This is a genomic window from Actinacidiphila yanglinensis, assembly GCF_900107965.1.
GTDB classification, from domain to species: Bacteria; Actinomycetota; Actinomycetes; order Streptomycetales; family Streptomycetaceae; genus Actinacidiphila; species Actinacidiphila yanglinensis.
The window spans coordinates 440,183-457,444 of record NZ_FNVU01000002.1; the positions used below are offsets into that span (position 1 = coordinate 440,183).

The following is a 17,262-nucleotide window of genomic DNA, read 5'->3' on the forward strand; positions in this document are numbered from 1 at the left end:
CTACGGCGGGTCCGGGGCCGGTACGGGGGCGGGGACCCGGTCGCCCAGGGCACCTTGGGCGCGGTCAGGGTTGCCCTCCTGGTGCGCGGTGAGCCCGGGGGCCAGCCACGCGGCCACCTCCTCGGGCGCCGGCGGCGCGCCGTTCCCGGCAAGGGCGCGGGCCGCGGCGTGCACCGCGGCCACCCACTCCGGGGCGGCGCGCAGGGCACGCCGGGCCGCTCCCGCGGGCACCGTCAGGCCCAGCCCCGCCCACGCGGTGACGTCCCGCGGGTCGCGGTCGATCCGGTCCAGGTAGCCGTCCCGGGCCGCGGCCGTCTCGCCCGCGGCCCACAGCCGGTCGGCGTGGCGAGTGCCCGCCGGCAGCGCGGGGCTGCTTCCGGCGAGTCGCGCCGGGGCGCTGAAGCGTACCCGGAGCAGCCCGGCGCGCGGCGACAACACCGGTCGTGCCGGGTGGAGTTCGGCCACCAGCGGCCCGTCCGCGAGCGGCTCGCCGGCCAGCAGCGCGCGGGCGCACCGTTCGGCCCGCTCACGCGGCGGGCGCAGGTGGCTGAGCCGGTAGAGCATGCGGTGGTCGGCGAGGGCGTCCTGCACCGCGGACTCCGTGGCGGCGGGCACCGGCGCGCGCAGCAGCGCCCGCAGGGTGTCCTCGACCCGCGCCGTGAACTGCTCGCCCGCCGGGGTCAGCGGTGCGTGCCGCAGCACCGTGGCCAGGCCCTCCCCGCTTTGGGCCCGGCGCAGCGCGAACTCGAACCGGGCCTCGGCCAGCGGGACTTCAGCGACGGCGGCCGGAGCCTCGGCCGTGACGGCGTGCCAGAACAGCGCCACCCCGAGGAAGGCGTACGTCCCCTGGAGGATGCCGCGCACCGGGCGCGGATCGGCCCGCCACGGCGAGTGGTGGATCTCGCGGGTGGCGCTGCCGCGCAGCAACGGCACCAGGTCGTCCAGCGCGCTGAGCTTCACGTGCTGCGATTCGTGCACCAGCGTCGCCGCCAACTGCGCCGCACCCGAAGGGGTGCTCATCAGCACCCCGCCGAACGCGTCGGGCGCGCTGCCGCTGAACGCCCGCGCCGTCCCGCGATCCCACAGCGGCGCCAGCGACCGCAGGCAGCCGGCCAGCCCGGCCGCGTCGACCAGGTCCTGCCCGGCGACCAGTTCCCAGGCGTCGGCGAAGTGTTCCTGCCAGCCGCCGAGCCGGCCGGCCGGCAGCCGCGCGGGCGGCACCGGCGGGCGCAGGAAGTCGCGCCAGGGGTCGACGTCGTCCACGGTCATCGCGGCCGGGACCTCGCCCGCGGCGCCGTGGCCCGTGGCGTGCAGCCGGCGCAGTGCCCACCACCCTGGGCCGTCCGCGTCCGGGTCGACCGGTACCGGGTCGCCCCCGCGCCACCTCACCTGGGCGGGAGCACCGTCGAGAAGCCGGAGGACCTCGGCCGTCTGCCGGTCCGGCAACGGCACCGCGGCCGATCCGGACGTCCCTGCCCGCGGGACGTCCGGATCGGCCGTGCGCCGGCCGGGGCCGGCCGCGGCCTCCGCGTTCGCGTGGTCGGCCGCCTCCCGCGGTGACGGGACGCGGCCGGTCGCGGGCAGCAGCACGCCGCCGTCCAGTACGGGAACCGGGACGCGGAAGCGTATCCCCGCCCGGACCGCGGCGGAGGCGGCGAGGGCGAACAGGTAGCCGGCGGCCTCCCAGGGCAGTTCGGGCCGCCCGTTCGCGGCCGGGCCGTCCGGTCCCGGGCGGCGGTCGGGCCGCCACAGGGCGCGGGAGGCGGTGCCGATCCAGGTGCCCACGTAAGGGTGCATCACCACCTCCTCGACCGCTTGGGGCGCCACGCGTTCGGCGTCGAGCAGGAGTTGCCAGGCGACCCGCGCGCCGGGCAACGGGGCGAGCAGGTCCGGGCGGTCGAGCAGGCGTACCACCAAGGCGCGCAGCATGAGCAGGCGGCGGCTGCGCTGGCCCGCGCGCAGGGCGGCGACCGTCGCCGCGTCGCCGCTGCCGCGGGCGAGCTGCCGGAAGTGGTCGGTGCGGAGCCGGTGTTCGGGCAGCGGCTCCGGGCGGGTGTCCGCCTCACTCGTGCGCGACGGGCCGAACGGAGGTGCCACGTCGCCCGGTCCGGCCGGGCCGGTGGCGGGGGCGCCCGGATCGGTCGCTGCCACCTGCTGCGGCGGGTCCGTACGGGCGGCGGCGCCGGCGGGGTCTCTCGTGCCTGACCGGGCGGGCGGCGCGGCCGGGTGCGCCGAACCCGGGGGTCCGGCGGGAAGCCCGCTCACGGAGGGTAACTCGCCGCGCCCCGCGGTGGATCGCCCACCGCGCGTCATCCGCGGGATCCGGTCTCCGGCTCCGCCATGCAGTTGGCGCCGACGTTCTCCGACGAGGCGCCCAGCGTCGGCCGCCGTTCGGTGTCGAGCAGCGTGTCGGTGGCACGGTCGAGTACGGCCGCGTCCAGGGAGCCGAGGCCAGCCAGGGTGACACCGGTCAGGTCCACGAGTTCGCAGGCCACTTCGGGTGCCGTCAGATCCATGGCTCTCCCCCTCCTCCGTCGGCGCGCGTCGTCCTCTCTCATGGTGACGCACGGGGCAAGGGTTGCGGAAGACGGACGGCGGACCCTCACACGTCGGCGTACAGCCAGATCTGCCACGCCAGTACGCCCACGCCGCACAGCTCGAGCACCGACACGACCAGCAGCGCGACCGGGTGATCGGTGTCGGCGCTCCAGTACACGACCAGCCCCGCGGCCGCCGTGACGCAGAACGCCAGCAGGTCGACCGCCAGTTGCAGGTACTTGCGGGTGGTGCGGCGCGGGTCGTCGCGGTGCGCGGACTCCCACCCGAACACCTGGTCCCGGGCGGCCGACAGGGTAGCCAGCCGCGGGGCCAGCCCGGACCGTACGTAGCGGCCGATCGAGGAGATCTTCTCGTCGTTGACCAGGTAGGTCCATCCCAGCAGCAGGCACACCGGCGGCAGCACCAGCAGCGCGGCAGGCACTCCCGCCTGCAGCGCGCCCGCCGCGACCGCGGCCACCGAGGCGAGCATCGCGTACAGCAGGTTGTCCCGGAACCCGATCCGCGCCTGCTGCTCGGCCTTCAGCTGCTGGTACTCCATCAGCAGCAGCTGAGCTTCCGTCACATCCTGCTCGTCCCGCGCCATCCCGCCCCCGCCGCGCTCGCGCCAGCCCCGTCCACCACGGTAGTGGAGGAGGCCGTCGCGTAGCGGCCGGGCGCCCGATTCCCGGGCGTCCGGCCGCTGTTGGGGGATCCGGCGTGGAAGGTCAGCCGGCCGGGCCCGGCCGCAGGACCACCGGGAGGTGCTGGTGGCCGTTGGTGATCAGGGACGGCACCCGGGTCAGGGCGCCGGCCGGCACGGCGAGCCGGGCGTCGGGGAAGCGGGCGAAGAAGGCGCTCAGCGCGACCGATCCCTCCAGCCGGGCCAGCGGGGCACCCAGGCAGAAGTGCACGCCGTGCCCGAAGGCCAGGTGCTCCGGGCCGGGCGCGGCGCGGGTGATGTCGAAGTCCGCCGCGGTGTCGCCGTGCCAGTCGGGATGGCGGTTGGCGGCGGCGTAGGCGGCGAGGATCGCGTCGCCGGCCGCGATCACCTGCCCGTCGGACAGCGGGATGTCGCGGACCGCGAACCGCATCGGCAGGTTCTTCACGGCCGGCTCCAGCCGCAGCGTCTCCTCCACGACGCTCGACCAGTCCGCGCCGCCGGACCGCACCAGCTCCAGCTGCTCCGGGTGGGTCAGCAGCGCGGTGATCGCCTGGTCCAGCAGGTTGACCGTGGTCTCGTAGCCGGCGCTGATCATCAGCAGCAGCGTGTCGCGCAGTTCGGTCTCGGACAGCGCCGAGCCGTCGCCCTCGTCGTCGCGTGCGGCGATCAGCAGCGAGGTCATGTCGTCGCCGGGCGCGGTCCGCTTGGCGGCGATGAGGTCGTCGAGCACCCCGTAGAGGCGGATGGTGTTGGCCATCGCCTCCTCGGGGGTGAGCGTGGTGGAGAACACGCCGTCCACCACGGTGCGGAAGTCCGCCTGTTGCGCCTCGGGCAGGCCCATCAGGTGGCTGATCACCTGGATCGGGATCGGGTACGCGAACAGCTCCCGCAGGTCCGCGGGCGTGCCGGGAGCGTCGGAGGCCAGCTCGTCGAGGTGGTCGAGCAGACCGGTGACGATCTGCTCGATCCGCTCGCCGAGCGCGGCTATCCGGCGCGCGCTGAAGGCCGGCGCGACCATCCGGCGCAGCCTGCGGTGGTCGCCGCCGTAGGCGGTGAACATGTTGTGCACCGACACCCACAGCGCCAGCGGCCAGGTCGCGACCGCCTGGTCGTACGCGGGCCAGTGCTGCCGGCCGTCCTTGGAGACGTCGGGACCGGTGAGGAGTTGCTTCAGCAGGGTCGGGTCGGTGACGGCCCAGGCCGGCACGCCGAGGATGTCGACGCGGGCGGCGGGGCCTTGCGCGCGCAGCTTCTCGTGCTCGGAGTCCGGGTCGGAACCGGTGGGGTCCAGGACGAGAGGGGTGGGCTGGGACACGGCAGGGGTGCTCCGTTCAGCTCTGGGGCGCGGGCGGGACGGGGACGGGGGGAAAGCTGACCGGCAGGGCGGCCAGGGCGCGGTGCCAGGGGCCCGGCCGCCAGGTCAGCTCCTCGACGGGAACGGCCAGATCCATCTCCGGCAGCGCGTCGACGAGGAAGACCAGGGCGGTCTCGGCGATCAGGTAGGCGTGCGACTTGGCCGGGCAGGCGTGCGGGCCGTTGCTCCAGGCCAGGTGGGCGCGGTTGCCGATCCGCCGGGACAGGTCGGCGCCGATCGCCGGGTCGTTGTTGGAGGCGGCCATGCAGATGACGACCGGCTGGTGCGCGGGCAGCCGCACCCCCTCGATGTCCACCGGGCGCGGCGGGTACGTCACGCAGTACGACGCCAGCGGCGGGTCGGTGAAGAGCAGTTCGTCCAGCGCGTCGCGCACCGACAGGCTGCCGGCGTGCAGGTTCCCCGAGAAGCGGTCGTCGGTGAGCATCAGCCGCAGCGTGTTGGAGATCAGGTTGGTGGTCGGCTCGATGCCGGCGCCGTAGAGCGTGACGAGCTGGTGGTCCATCTCCTCGTCGGTGAGCGCCGCCGGGTGCCCGATCAGCCAGCTGGTGATGTCCGCGGCGGGGGACTCGCGCTTGAGGGCGGTCAGGTCGCGCAGCGCCTGCCCGAGCATCAGGTTGCCCGCGGCGGCGTCCACCCCCTCGAAGATCGCGGCCATGCCGTCGGCGACCCGCTGGCCCACCTCGGGCGGGCAGCCCAGCATCTCGTTGAGCACGCGGAAGGCGATCGGCCAGGCGTACTGCGTGAGCAGGTCCGCCTGGCCGGTGGGGCTGAACCGCGCGACGGTCTCGGCGGCCACCTGCTCCACGGTCGCCCGCAGCTGGTGCTGGTTGACCTTGTCCAGGCTCGCGGTGTTCGCCGAGCGGTAGCGGTGGTGCTCCTCGGCCGCGGAGCGCAGCGCGTTCGGCCGCCACTCCATCATCGGCTTGACCGGGCAGTCGTCGGGCACGTCGCGCTGCCACATCCGGGGGTCGGCCGGGAAGCGCTGCGGGTCGTTGAGGATGCGCAGCGCCTGCGGGTACCCGATGACGAGGGTGGCGGGGATGCCGGGCGACAACTCCACCGGCACCAGGGGGCCGTACTCGGCCCGCATCCAGTCGTAGGCGCCGTGCGGGTCGGAGGCGAACTCCTGGGTGTACAGCGGGACCCGGCCCGATACGGGGGCGGCGGGCGCGGTGTCGGCGGGGGGCGGAGACGTCACGGGCGGGACTCCAGTTGGCGGGCGGACAGATATTCGACAAGCGTGATCAGGGCGCGCACGCACGAGTCCCGGTCGCGGGCGTCGCAGACCGTCAGCGGCGTGGACCCGTCCAGGTCCAGGGCCTGGCGCACCTCGTCCAGCGGGTACTCGACCGCGTCGTCGAAGCGGTTGATCGCCACCGCGTACGGCGTGCCGTACTCCTCCAGCAGGTCCAGCACGTCGTGGCTGTGGTCCAGGTCCCGGGTGTCGACCAGGACCAGCGCGCCGAGCGCCCCGTCGGCCAGCCCCTCCCACAGCGGCCGGAACCGCGCCTGGCCGGGCGTGCCGAACAGGTACAGCACCAGGCTCTCGTTGAGGTGCAGCCGGCCGAAGTCCATGGCGACGGTGGTGGTGGTCTTCTGCGGGGTGCCGCGCAGGTCGTCCACGCCGACGCTGGCCTCGGTCATGGACTCGTCCATCCGCAGCACCAGTGGTGCGACGGCGCCCACCAGCGTGGTCTTGCCGACCCCGAACGGCCCGGTGATCAGCAGCTTCGCCGAGCGGGTGACGGTGGGCGGGTGGTACTCGAAGCCGAGGTCGGGAGCCGTGTCGTGCGGGCCGGGCAGGTCCGTCCCGCCGGACAGGGCGGTGCCGCCGCCGGACGGGCCGGGGTCAGGCGATGGAGCGGAGGCCATGCAGCACTTCCTTCAGCAGGTCGGTGGTCGGCGCGTCGGCGCGGGAGCGGCGGACCGGGGCGGCGAGGTGGCCGGAGTCCATCAGGCCGGAGACCAGGATGCGGACCACCGAGGCCGGCAGTTCGAGCCCGGCGGCGATCTCGGCCACCGCGAGCACCCCGCCCCGGCACACCGCGAACACCCGTCGTGCGTCGGGCTCCAGGCCCTGCAGCGGGGAGTCCGCGGCGATCACCAGGGTCTCCAGGCGCACGTCGCGGGAGGGACGGCTGCGCCCGCCGGTGCGGACATAGGGCCTGACCACATCCGGGTCACGCCGCGGACCGCTCACCTCGGCCGACCACCCTCGCCGGCCGGCCGCCGCTCCCTGCTGACGAGTTCGTGACCCACCCGCTGTGACAGCGCGTTCATCCGCTCGGTGATCATGCCGATGTCGCCGTCGAGGTCGGCACACACCGCCAGCAGCGAGTTCTCCGCGGCGGCGGAGGTCAGCCCGATCCACTGGTCGGTCTCGATCAGGTGCTGGCGCACCGCGTTGGGCGCCCCCCACGCACCGGTGACCTCGGCCCAGGCCAGCCCGGCCGCCCGCAGTGCCGCCGTCACGGCCGCCAGCTTGTCGCCGGTGTCCTTGTCGATGGTCTTGGTGTACGAGCTGAGCAGGCCGTCGGAGGTCATGTGGACCGCGAACCGCACCCCCGGGCAGTTGCCGAGGTGCTCGTCGAGCAGCCACCCCAGTGCGTTGTCGTCGTGAGCTTTCAACATGGTCAGGAATCGCCCTTCGAAGTGGCCGACGTGTTCTCCTGCACGTCCGGTGCGCCCGACGTGCCCGGCCGGCCCGAGCCGTTGCCGTGGTCCGTCGCGTCCTGCGGCGCACGCTCCGCACCCGCGGCCGACCAGCCCTCCGCGGCCGCCGGCGCCGAGGGCGCCCGGCCGCGGCGGGTGCCGTCGGCCCACGCGGCGGCGATGTCCGGCCGGCCCGGCCGCGCCTCGCCCACCGGCGCCGCCGGGGCGGGGGCGGCGGTCTGCGGCCGGCGCCGGCGCCGGGTCAGCCCGCTGGCCGTGGTGGGCTGACCCGCGGGAGCCGGACCGTCCTGGCGCGCGTGGTGCGGGCCGTCCTCGCGCCCCTCGTGGCCGTACGCGGGCAGCGCCGTCCAGGGCTGCGGCTCCTGGGCCGTCCGCACCGGCTGCGCGCTCGGTGCGGCCTGCCCGGAGTGGCCCGAGTCGCCGGGATAGCCCTGCGGGCCGGCGGCGTACCCCTGCCCGGGGCCGTACGCCTGCTCGCTGCCGGGGGCCGGCACGTGGCCCGCCTGCACGACCGGCGCCGAGGTGAGCAGCGCGGCGGGGACGAACACCAGGGCCCGGGTGCCGCCGAAGAGGTTGGGCGCTTCGAGGTCGATCCGGAAGCCGTAGCGCGCCGCGAGCTGGGCCGCGACCCGGAATCCGGTCTGCGGGTACGCGCCGAGCGCGTGGATGTCCAGCGGCTGCTTGCCGGTGAGGATCTCCCGGGCCCGCTCCAGCTGTTCGGGGCTCATCTGCAGGCCGGCGTCGTCCACCAGCATCGTCACGCCGTTGTGCCCGGTGCGGAAGGACACCTCCGCGTAGGAGGTCGGCGGGGCGTAGCGCACCGCGTTGTCGAGCAGGATCGCGAGGGTGTGCACCAGCGCCTCGACCGCGCGCGGCACCACGGCCTGGTCCAGCTCCTGCGCCCGCACCCGCTCGTAGTTCTGGATCCGGCCCATCGCGGCGCGCGCGATGTCGGTGAACTCGGTGGCCGGCAGCCGCCGGCCGAGGGTGCCGCCGGCCAGCACCATGTAGCCCTGGGCGACGCGCAGCATCTGCTGGGAGGTGTGGTCGATCTCCATCAGCGTCGCATACGCCTCGTCGCTGTGGTGCCGCCGCACGCCCACGCTGACCTGGTCGGCGAGTTCGGCGCCGAGGTTCACCAGGGCGGAGGCGAAGGTCAGGACGGCGGCGCGAGTCGCGTCGCGGGCGTCGTCGTGGGCCTGCTCCACCTGGCGGTCGGCCGCGGCCTGGGTGTCGCGGCGGGTCTGCCGGACCAACGCGGTGTGCCCGGCGACCAGTTCCTCGATGCGCTGCGCGGCGGGGGTGCCGTTCAGCGGCTGGGGCAGCACGAACTCGACCTCGCGGCCCTCGCCCGGCTCCAGCGCCGCGGCGGCCGCCTCGGCCAGGCCGGTGGAGGCGAGGTAGCCCAGCGCGTCCTCCAACGCCCGCTGCCGGTCGGCGAGTTGGCGCACCCGTTCCTGCTCGGCCAGCAACGTGGCCTGGTTCTGCGCGTGTTGCTGCTCGACCTGCCGCTGCCGGGCGTGGGCGATCCGGCGGAAGCGTACGGCCGCGCCGCAGGCGGCCAGAGCGACGACCAGCAGCAGGGCAGCGGCCGCCTCCTGTATCAGAGTACTCATCAGATCCTCAGGAATCGGGACGCGGCACGACGCCCGTCCGGGGTGGGGGATGACGGGGAGGCGGCGGCGGAGGGTAACGGCGGCCGGCCCGCGCCGGGGCGGCGGCGTACGGATCGCGGCAACCGGTCCGCTCGCCTGCGGCTGACGGCCGTGGTCACCTGACTGTCCTCACCGTGGGCGGTGCGGCGACCCACGGGATCGCGCCGAACGGCAACCGGGACGGGCCGGGCACGACGACCCGGACGTCCGGTCGCGCGGTGCGCGTGCGTCGCGGCGCCGTACCGGAATGGAATTGCGTGGCCGATTCGGAACGGCCCGGGAAACGGCCGCATTCCGATCTTATACAGGCGGCGGGACGGCACGCCAAGCCCTGCGCATTGCACGCGGCGCGCGAGTGCGGAAGAACTCGGCGAATTCGGGCGAGCCGTTCGAGCGCACAACCGAAGTGTCCACCCTTTCGAGGGTCGTGGCGGTCGCGGGTGCGCCGGGCCGGGGCCGTACGCGGCTGCGGCGGGCACGGAGAGCGAGCCTACCTCCGCGCAGGGGTACGGGAGTCGGGGTCGGACAGGTGCACCGGGAACCCGCTCCGCGGTGCCGGCCGAACGGTGCCGGACCGCTCCGGTGGTCGGCGTGATCTCGTGCATCGCCCGCGCGCCGGGCCGTGCCGGCGGAGCAGCAGGGCGGTCGCTCGCGGTGCCCGTACGCCCTTTCCGGCGCGGCCCGGTGGCCGTCCGACCTGGTGCTTTCCGGTCGCCGTTCAGCGTCGGAGCGCCCCCGCCGATGCGGCTGTCCGGCCCGGAAGAAGGCTGCTCCTCCCCGGCCCTCGGCGCCGAAGTCGACTCCGCGCCGGGGCGCGGCCGGAACGCCCGCGGGCCCGCCGGCTTCCGCACCGAAGCCTCCTCTCCCCGCCGCACCCGGTCCGTGCCGGGTGTGGCCTGATCCCGTCCCTCGGCGGCGGCGCACCCTGGTCGCCGCCGCCCTCCACGCGAGTCCCGAGTCGACCAGGTGAGGGGCCGTCACCTCTCCCGCAGAGAGGGAATCGACACACTTCCTCCCCGCTTCCTCACCCGAATCTCCCCGGATGCCGCGCGCCGGATGCCGCCACCACCTGCGCGGGGGGCCACACAGGCCGACCTGTCGGAACTTCCCTTCCACGCCGGCGGGTGAGCTCAACTGACCACGTCCACAAAGGAGTTCGCCCACCCTGATCGCGACCTGATCCCCGCATGCACACCGGTCCTCCCCGGATCCCGCGGCCGGGCACGGTGCCGCACGACCCCAACGCCTGCCGCGGACCGCCCCGTCGGCCGCCCGTCGGGAACCCGGGGCCGTGCCGAGCGACACCTCCCCGGCGTCATCCCCGACTCCCCGCCGGGGACCTGCGGGCGGCGGAGCGGGCGGAGCGGACCCCGCCCCTTCCGGCCGCGCCGCCGCCTCGTCTGCGGACCCGGTACGCGACGCCCCGGATCCCCTTCCAGGGAATCCGGGGAACATATCTGCGAATTGGGCGGGTACGGGACACGGTAAACGCCCCGGGCGACACGCACGCACGACCGATAATCGCGAATTCCCGCCGTGCCCGCGCCCCTTGGATCACGGAATTCCGGGGAACTCCGCGGCCCGCGGCCGGTTCCGCAAAGGCGGCGCTTCGCGCGGGGATACGGTGCGGGCGCGGGTCCGTCAGGCCCGCAGCCGGGCCCGCGGGGCGGTCCGCAGGGCGCGCGCGCTCCGCGCGGCGGCGAGCCGCAGTCCCTCCGCATAGGCCGCGGCCGCGATCACCCGCGGGAGTTCGGCCCGCCGCTCGTACATCAGATGGCGCAGCGCCCACCGCGGGCGGTACGCCTCGTACGCCTGCTCGTCCCCGGCCGGGGCGAGGTTGAGCGAGACGCGGACCACGCCGGTCAGGGGAGCCGCGCCGGTGTACGCGCGCAGCAGCACCTCGGTGAGGACGAGGTCGACCGGACCGTGCCCCGACTCCCGGTCGTGCCGCAGCATCGCCAGGGTCAGGCCGTCCTCGCCCCACGGCACGAACGCCAGCAGCGCGCACGTCCTGCCGTGCCCGTCGCGGCACTCCGCGACCACGTACCCCGGGTCGGCCGGATCGCCGAGCCGCCCCAGCTGGACCCCGCCGCCGGCCCGGCCGTGCTGCCGCCACGCCTCGGCGAGCTGGCGCAGCCGCACCCACTCCTCCTCGGCCAGCTCGTGCTGCCGGCGCACCACCACCGCGTAGCCGGCCGCCGTCATCGTCCGCCGCAGCTCCACCGGCCCGGCCGGCAGCGCGCCGACCTCGATCACCGGTTCCACGGCCGACTCCAGGCCGTGCAGTCCGGCCGCCGTGTAGACGCCCGCGGCGCCGTCGCCGGCGTGCGCGACGGCCGCCACCCAGGCGTGACTGCGGGCGGTGTCCAGCCAGTGCGCGACCGCCGCCGGCCAGGCGGAGGGCGGGCCGACCGGGTCGCCGGCGGCCAGCGTCACGCCGTTCACCACGCGGTGCACGATCGCCGCCTGGCGGCCGGGCGACCAGCACACCGCGCGGTCGCGGCGCAGCGCGAAGTACCCGAAGGAGTCCCGCCCTCCGTCGTCCTGCAGCAGGGCCCGCAGCCGCCGCTCGTCGGCGGGCTGCAGCCGGGCCCGGCCGCGCGGCGCGCGCAGGAACGCCAGCACCACCAGGAGCAGCAGCGCCACGCTGATCAGGTTGATCGCCAGGTCCGCCCACCACGGCACCCTGATCCCTGGGTGCTTGATCAGCGCCGACAGCGTCAGCGTGCGCACCGTGGCGTACCGCGCGCTCGGGCCCCACTGCGCGGGAGGGTCCTGGTCCGTCGCGTACACCAGCAGCGTGCCCGCGCCCACCGCGACGGCCGCGCCGGCCACCAGGCTGATCAGGCCCACGGCCACGTTGCGCCGCTCGCCGCGCACGTTGAAGACGGGGCGCGACACCAGCAGGGCGGCCAGCAGCACCGACGTCAGCGCGAGCGAGACCCAGTTGACCGGGTGCCGGTGCGCGCCCGCCACCACGCCCACGGCGATCGCGATCGCCACGGTGTACGCGAAGGCCGCCACCGTGGTGAGCAGCCAGGCCGCGCGCTTGCGCCGGCGCAGGCTCACCGACAGCACGAACGCCAGCGCGGCGCCGGTGAATCCGGGGCTGACCAGGAACGCGCTGACGTACTCGCCGCCGGCGGCCGCCCGCGCCCGGTCGCGCAGCGGAGCCACCAGCCCGGTGACGAGGTCCACCACCGCGGCCAGCCGCAGGTACCACACGGCGACCACCGCGCCCGGCCCGTGCAGCGGGCGCAGGACGCGGTCCAGCAGCAACTCCAGCCGGGACGGCGGCACCTCGACCACCGTCGGCACCACCTGTGGCCGCTTCGTCAGCGAGACCGGGTTCGGCGCCCCGGCGACCGCGTCCATCACCGCGGTCTTCGCGGCCATCACCCGCCGCCGGGAGCCCTCCTCGCGCCGCTCGGCCCGGGCCATCCGGCGCGGCCGGGAGGTGTAGCGCCAGCGGGCCCACGGGCTGTGCGGCCGGGCCAGCCGCACCGCGCCCACCACCGCGAGCACCGGCACCATCACGCCCAGCAGCCCGGTCCACACCTTGCCCTTGAGCAGGCACAGCACCACGAAGCCGAGCAGCAGCGCGGCCACGACGTACGACCCGGCCGAGGTCCCGCCGACGTACCCGCCGAGCGGCGCCTCACCGGCCAGCAGCAGCCCGATCACGGCGACGGAGAGGATCACCGCGTCGACGGAGCGGCGGCCCTCCTCCTTCCAGTACACGTCCTCCAGGTGCAGCACGAGCGCGAACTCGTCCAGCACCAGCCCGCAGCCCATCCCGAAGACCACCGCGAGGATGTCGTGCGCCAGCGGGCCGCCGCGCACCCCGAAGGCGCCGACCCCGCCGATGATCATCATCACCTGGCCGAACACCACGTGGTGGATGTGCATGCCGCCCGGCTGCACATTGCCCGGCCACCACGACACCTGCCGCCTGATCATCCGCGTGCTGAAGCGGATGAAGAGGAACGAGCAGACCAGCCCGGCCAGCAGCAGGAAGAGCTGTACCCGCCCGGTGTCCGAGGTCTGCGCGCCCTGCGCGTCGCCGAGCCAGTGCACCATGGACCAAGGGTGCTGGCCGCCGACCCCGGAGCCGCCGGGGCGCGCGGAACACGCCGGGCACTTGGGGCATACGGGGGGATTTCGCCGTCAGGGACGCGACCGGCTCCCGACCGTCACCGCCGGGAGCGGGAGTCGGGAGCCGGGAGCGTCGTGATCCGGGGCGGCCGCGGGCGGAACGCGGCGGGGGGGGGAGTCCCGCGCCGTCCGCAGCGGACCCTCAGCGGTCGGTGAGCATCCCGCGGCGCAGCTTCGCGAGGGTGCGCGACAGCAGCCGCGAGACGTGCATCTGCGAGCAGCCCAGCTCCGCGCCGATGTCGGCCTGCGTCATCTCGTCGGCGAAGCGCATCCGGAGGATGCTGCGCTCGCGGTCGTCCAGCCGGCCGAGCAGCGGGGCGAGGGCGTGGAAGTCCTCGAACAGCTCCATGGCCGGGTCGCAGGAGCCGATCGACTCGGCGTACGACCGGCTGTTGTCGGTGCTCTCCTCGTCGCCGGCGGGCAGGTCGAGCGAGCCGGCGGTGTAGCCGTTCGACGCCACCAGGCCCTCGATGACGTCCTCCTCGCCGATCTCCAGGTAGGCGGCCAGCTCGGCGACGGACGGCTTGGCGTCCAGCACCGAGGTGAGGTGGTCGCGGGCCTTCGCCAGCTCCACCCGCAGCTCCTGGAGCCGGCGCGGCACGTGCACGGCCCAGCTGGTGTCGCGGAAGAACCGCTTCATCTCGCCGACGATGTACGGCACCGCGAAGGTGGTGAACTCCACCTCGCGGCTCAGGTCGAACCGGTCGATCGCCTTGATCAGCCCGATGGTGCCGACCTGGATGATGTCCTCCATCTCCTCGGGGCCGCGGCTGCGGAACCTCCGGGCGCTGAAGTGCACCAGGGACATGTTCATCTCGATGAGGGTGTTGCGCGCGTAGCTGTACTCGCGGGTGCCCTCCTCCAGGTCCTGCAGCCGGTCGAAGAACAGCTTCGACAGCGCCCTCGCGTCCTGCGGCGCGACCTTGGCGGCGTCCTCGATCCAGGGCAGGTCGGCGGCGCCGGCCTGCGCGCCCGGACCGCTGGTGTCGGGAGAGGCGGCGACGGAACCCGTCACCGCGGTCTGGACGGGCGCTTCTGCGGACTGCGTGGCCACCGTCATGTCATCTCCCCAGGTCGTCGGAACGGCACATCGCCCTCTTACCCCCGACTTCGCGTCGCACTCCTGCGAATTCACAACTGTTGCCGCGCGGCATCCTTCGGCGCCGTCACCGCGGCGATCTGCCGCAGGATGTCGGCGTCGGTGAGGCGCGCGTCGTCGGCGAGGAGCAGCACCTTGCTGAGGATCACCGAGGTCGGCGCGTCGTCGTCGGCGAAGGGGAGGAAGAGGTCGCGGTGCGGCTCCCGCGTCAATCCGGCCGGGACGATGCAGAGGTGACCGCCGGGTTCGACGTGGACGCTGCCGCTGCCGAGGTGGACGCGGTAGTCGGCGCGGGTGCCGCGCACCCGGGCGAACCGGCCGTCGACGGTGACCCGGTCGAGCCCGAGGTCGGCCACGAGGGCGGCGAGCAGCGCCGCGCGGGCGCTTGCCGCCGACTCGGAGGGCGACGCGGCGGCCGGCTCCCGCGCGGCCACCGAGACCACCAGGTCGACGTCGCGCATCGCCTCGGACAGCGCGAGCGCGGGCACCTCGGCGAGCGGCACCGCCGCCCCGAGCGTCCTACGGTGGCCGGGGCCGCCGACCGCGTCGACGAAGCCGGTCGGCCCGGTCACGGCCGGGCCCTCCGCGAGGAAGTGGCCCAACTCGTCGAAGCGCAGCACCGCGTGGCAGCCGCCGAGGCGCCGGGTGGCGAACGTCTGCCCCTCGCCCGGCGACACCCGCCAGCCCCGCGCGGCGAGGAGCCTCGACGCGACCGGGCCGTCCACCGTCCGCCCGGCGAACCGCGCCGACCAGGTGCCGCTCTCCCGCTCCGCGCCGGTGAGGCGGTACCACTCCCGGAAGACCTGCTTGACCGGCTGCCGGATCCGCCGGGCCACGATCTCCCGCTGCCACGCGGCCAGTACGCCCCGGGCCACCAGGTCCAGCGGGTGCGCGGCGCCGACGCGGGTCCGCTCCCCACCCTCATCGGCGGCCGGGCCGAGCGGCACCCGCGTCCCGTCGAGGCCGGCCAGGGCCGGGACGGGTCCGGTGAGGTCCAGCAGGCCGAGGTCGCCGCCGGCGGTGCGCAGCACCAGCGCGGACAGCAGGGACCGGGCGGCGGGCAGGGCCAGCAGCCGGTCGAAGGCGTCCGCGTCCAGCAGGTCGCCGTCCGCCACCAGCGGTTCGATCAGGCCGCTCCGCAGCCGGCGGACCTGCTCGCGCAGCCGCTCCTGCACGGTGCGGATCCCGGCGTACGCGGCGTCCTGACGCACCTGCTCGGGTACGGACGCCAGCCGCTTGCCGGCGCGTTCGACGGACAGGGGCACGGCCGGGTCGGACAGGTCGAGGGCGAGCGCGTACGCACCGAGGGTCCACTGCTGCGGCGTGCCGGTGGCCAGCCGGGCCTCCATGTCCCACTCCAGCCGGTCGGCCGAGGCGTATCCCGTGGTCTGGGCGAGGTGCCACAGCCCGGCGCGGACCGCGCGCAGGTGGTTGGCGCGGCGCTCGGCGCCGAAGCGGGCCGCCGCCTTCGCCCGCTCGCGCAGCGCGAGATAGCGGTCGAGTACGGTCTCCCCGCCGGTCAGCGGCAGCAGGCCCAGGCATGCGATCGCCGAGTGGGCGTTGCGGCGCACCCGTTCGTGCACCCGCTTCCGGTTGAGCCCGTACCGGGCGAGCAGGAGTTCGGGCAGGTCGTCCCCGGCGCCGGCCGACGCGGCGCCCAGGCCGGCCAGGTCGGCGGTGACCGTCGTCGCGGTGGCGCACAGCAGCGGCAGCAGGTCGGCCGTCCGGTCGGGCGGCAGTTCCACGGCGCGCAGCACGGCGAGGTCGACGGCGCCGCACTCCGGGTCGACCGGCGGTAGGCCGTCGCGGACCAGCGCGGCGAGCGGCCGCGCGTGGGCGGCGTCCAGCAGGTCCAGCAGGTCCAGTGGCTCGTCGTGGCGGGCGGTCGCGGCGAGCGCCACGGCCGCCCTCCGCTCGGCGACCGGGCGGGGCTTCAACACGCCGACCAGATCAGCCTGTTCGGCCGCGGAGAGGCGGGCCGCCGCCAGGTACACCGCGGCGGCACCGCGGGTGCGGTCCCCGGTCGGCGCGGCGGCCTCGGCCCGCCACAGGTCCAGCGCCCGCAGGAAGAAGCGCGGCCCGCGCGGGTGCCAGCGCGGCAGTTGCTGCACGCTCTCCTCGTCGGGGGCGGCGGTCAGCAGGTCGACCAGGCGGTCGAGGGAGCCGGCCAGCGCCTCCCGGCACTCCGGCGTGACCTCCTCCCACAGGTGGGGCCCGTGTTCGGGATACGCGAGGGTCCGGTGCTCGTCGGCGGGGTACAGCCGCCACCGGTAACCGCCCCAGCGCAGCAGGGGGTGCAGCAGGTCGTCGTCCAGCGCCCCGGCGTCGAACACGGCCTGCACGAGCCCGGCCAGCTCCGCCGGGTCGAAGCCGTAGGGGCCGGCGAGCAGCAGCCCGCGCAGCAGCGGCGTGCGCTCGGGCGTCGTGGGCCGGCGCAGCACGGCGCGCGCCACCGCGTTCCAGCCGCCGGTGCCGTACCCGAACCGCTCGTCCAGGTACGCCTCCAGCGCGGTCCGGCCGCCCACCCGGATCGTGCTGTCGTGGCGCTGCTCGGGGCCGGGCGCGGCGGCGAGGAGTTCCGCCAGCCGCCGGGCGACCTCGTCGGTGGCCGGGGCGGTCATCCGCCGGCCAGCGCGGTGAGGCGGAGGAAGGTGATCCGGTCGCCCTCGCGGACCGGCACCTGCTCGTCCAGGCACTCCAGCCGGCGTCCGCCCATGAAGACGGCGACCAGCCCGCCGCCGACCGCGGCGAGCGCGCGCTCCTCCTCGGCCGCGGCGTCGCCCACCGGCTCCGCCCGCTCCCGGTCGGCGCGGAACTGCGCGCCCACCGACCGCCGCGCCTCGGACTCTGCCTGCACCCCGCCGGCGGAGCCGGCCGCCGTGAACTGCGCCCGGACCGCGCGCCGCACGATCTCCCGCAGCGTCAGCGCGTCACCGTCGCCGCCCCCTCCGCCGGCTCCGGTTTCGGCCGCCGCCACCTCCAGCCACACGGCGGGCACCGCCGGTCCGCCCGGCACCCCCACCGTCCGGCTGCGTACCTCCAGCAGCGCCATGGCAGCCGCCCCCTCCCGGATGATCACGTCCCCGCGACCCTACGGCGCCCCACC

The 17,262-nt window shown here is 75.5% G+C and carries 13 protein-coding genes; all 13 read right to left on the minus strand.

What is annotated here, in order from left to right; all coding sequences use genetic code 11:
• Entirely contained in the window at positions 1-2,151 is a 2,151-nt protein-coding gene (locus C4U44_RS05890) for an HEXXH motif domain-containing protein (protein ID WP_160144984.1), read from the minus strand.
• A gap of 158 nt (positions 2,152-2,309) precedes the next feature.
• On the minus strand, positions 2,310-2,516 hold the full coding sequence (locus tag C4U44_RS05895) for a hypothetical protein (protein WP_103884524.1): 207 nt from the start codon (positions 2,514-2,516) through the stop codon (positions 2,310-2,312).
• Positions 2,517-2,602: 86 nt separating this feature from the next.
• Positions 2,603-3,142 carry a hypothetical protein gene (locus C4U44_RS05900; protein WP_103884525.1) on the minus strand — a complete coding sequence of 180 codons (540 nt, stop codon included), beginning with the start codon at positions 3,140-3,142 and terminating at the stop codon, positions 2,603-2,605.
• Positions 3,143-3,263: 121 nt separating this feature from the next.
• Entirely contained in the window at positions 3,264-4,514 is a 1,251-nt protein-coding gene (locus C4U44_RS05905) for a cytochrome P450 family protein (RefSeq protein ID WP_103884526.1), read from the minus strand.
• Positions 4,515-4,530: 16 nt separating this feature from the next.
• On the minus strand, positions 4,531-5,772 hold the full coding sequence (locus C4U44_RS05910; RefSeq protein WP_103884527.1) for a cytochrome P450: 1,242 nt from the start codon (positions 5,770-5,772) through the stop codon (positions 4,531-4,533).
• A complete protein-coding gene (locus C4U44_RS05915; protein ID WP_103884528.1) occupies positions 5,769-6,446 on the minus strand; it encodes a GTP-binding protein in 678 nt (225 codons plus the stop codon). The genes C4U44_RS05910 and C4U44_RS05915 overlap by 4 nt, the downstream gene beginning before the upstream one ends.
• A complete protein-coding gene (locus C4U44_RS05920) occupies positions 6,424-6,774 on the minus strand; it encodes a DUF742 domain-containing protein (protein ID WP_103884529.1) in 351 nt (116 codons plus the stop codon). The genes C4U44_RS05915 and C4U44_RS05920 overlap by 23 nt, the downstream gene beginning before the upstream one ends.
• Positions 6,771-7,205: a roadblock/LC7 domain-containing protein gene (locus C4U44_RS05925; RefSeq protein ID WP_103884530.1), complete on the minus strand. Its 435-nt coding sequence runs from the start codon at positions 7,203-7,205 to the stop codon at positions 6,771-6,773. The genes C4U44_RS05920 and C4U44_RS05925 overlap by 4 nt, the downstream gene beginning before the upstream one ends.
• Positions 7,206-7,207: 2 nt before the next feature.
• The gene (locus C4U44_RS05930) at positions 7,208-8,863 is read right to left on the minus strand and encodes an ATP-binding protein (RefSeq protein WP_103884531.1); all 1,656 of its coding nucleotides are present in this window, start codon (positions 8,861-8,863) and stop codon (positions 7,208-7,210) included.
• Positions 8,864-10,543: 1,680 nt separating this feature from the next.
• Positions 10,544-12,982, minus strand: coding sequence for a phosphatidylglycerol lysyltransferase domain-containing protein (locus C4U44_RS05935; RefSeq protein WP_103884532.1), 2,439 nt, complete (start codon positions 12,980-12,982; stop codon positions 10,544-10,546).
• Between the two features lie 217 nt (positions 12,983-13,199).
• Positions 13,200-14,117 (minus strand): RNA polymerase sigma factor SigF, encoded by a 918-nt coding sequence (locus tag C4U44_RS05940; RefSeq protein ID WP_103884533.1) that lies wholly within the window; start codon positions 14,115-14,117, stop codon positions 13,200-13,202.
• Positions 14,118-14,188: 71 nt separating this feature from the next.
• On the minus strand, positions 14,189-16,777 hold the full coding sequence (locus C4U44_RS05945; RefSeq protein ID WP_103884534.1) for a DUF4132 domain-containing protein: 2,589 nt from the start codon (positions 16,775-16,777) through the stop codon (positions 14,189-14,191).
• The gene (locus C4U44_RS05950) at positions 16,774-17,235 is read right to left on the minus strand and encodes a hypothetical protein (RefSeq protein WP_146088207.1); all 462 of its coding nucleotides are present in this window, start codon (positions 17,233-17,235) and stop codon (positions 16,774-16,776) included. Before C4U44_RS05950 ends, C4U44_RS05945 begins: the two co-directional genes overlap by 4 nt.
• Positions 17,236-17,262: the final 27 nt, after the last annotated feature.

Bases quoted from the DNA above. Each gene is read 5' to 3' on its own strand.
- C4U44_RS05930 (WP_103884531.1), bottom strand. From the start codon at position 8,863: ATGAGTACTCTGATACAGGAGGCGGCCGCTGCCCTGCTGCTGGTCGTC.
- C4U44_RS05900 (WP_103884525.1), bottom strand. From the start codon at position 3,142: ATGGCGCGGGACGAGCAGGATGTGACGGAAGCTCAGCTGCTGCTGATG.
- C4U44_RS05895 (WP_103884524.1), bottom strand. From the start codon at position 2,516: ATGGATCTGACGGCACCCGAAGTGGCCTGCGAACTCGTGGACCTGACC.
- C4U44_RS05925 (WP_103884530.1), bottom strand. From the start codon at position 7,205: ATGTTGAAAGCTCACGACGACAACGCACTGGGGTGGCTGCTCGACGAG.
- C4U44_RS05915 (WP_103884528.1), bottom strand. From the start codon at position 6,446: ATGGCCTCCGCTCCATCGCCTGACCCCGGCCCGTCCGGCGGCGGCACC.
- C4U44_RS05945 (WP_103884534.1), bottom strand. From the start codon at position 16,777: ATGACCGCCCCGGCCACCGACGAGGTCGCCCGGCGGCTGGCGGAACTC.
- C4U44_RS05935 (WP_103884532.1), bottom strand. From the start codon at position 12,982: ATGGTGCACTGGCTCGGCGACGCGCAGGGCGCGCAGACCTCGGACACC.
- C4U44_RS05940 (WP_103884533.1), bottom strand. From the start codon at position 14,117: ATGACGGTGGCCACGCAGTCCGCAGAAGCGCCCGTCCAGACCGCGGTG.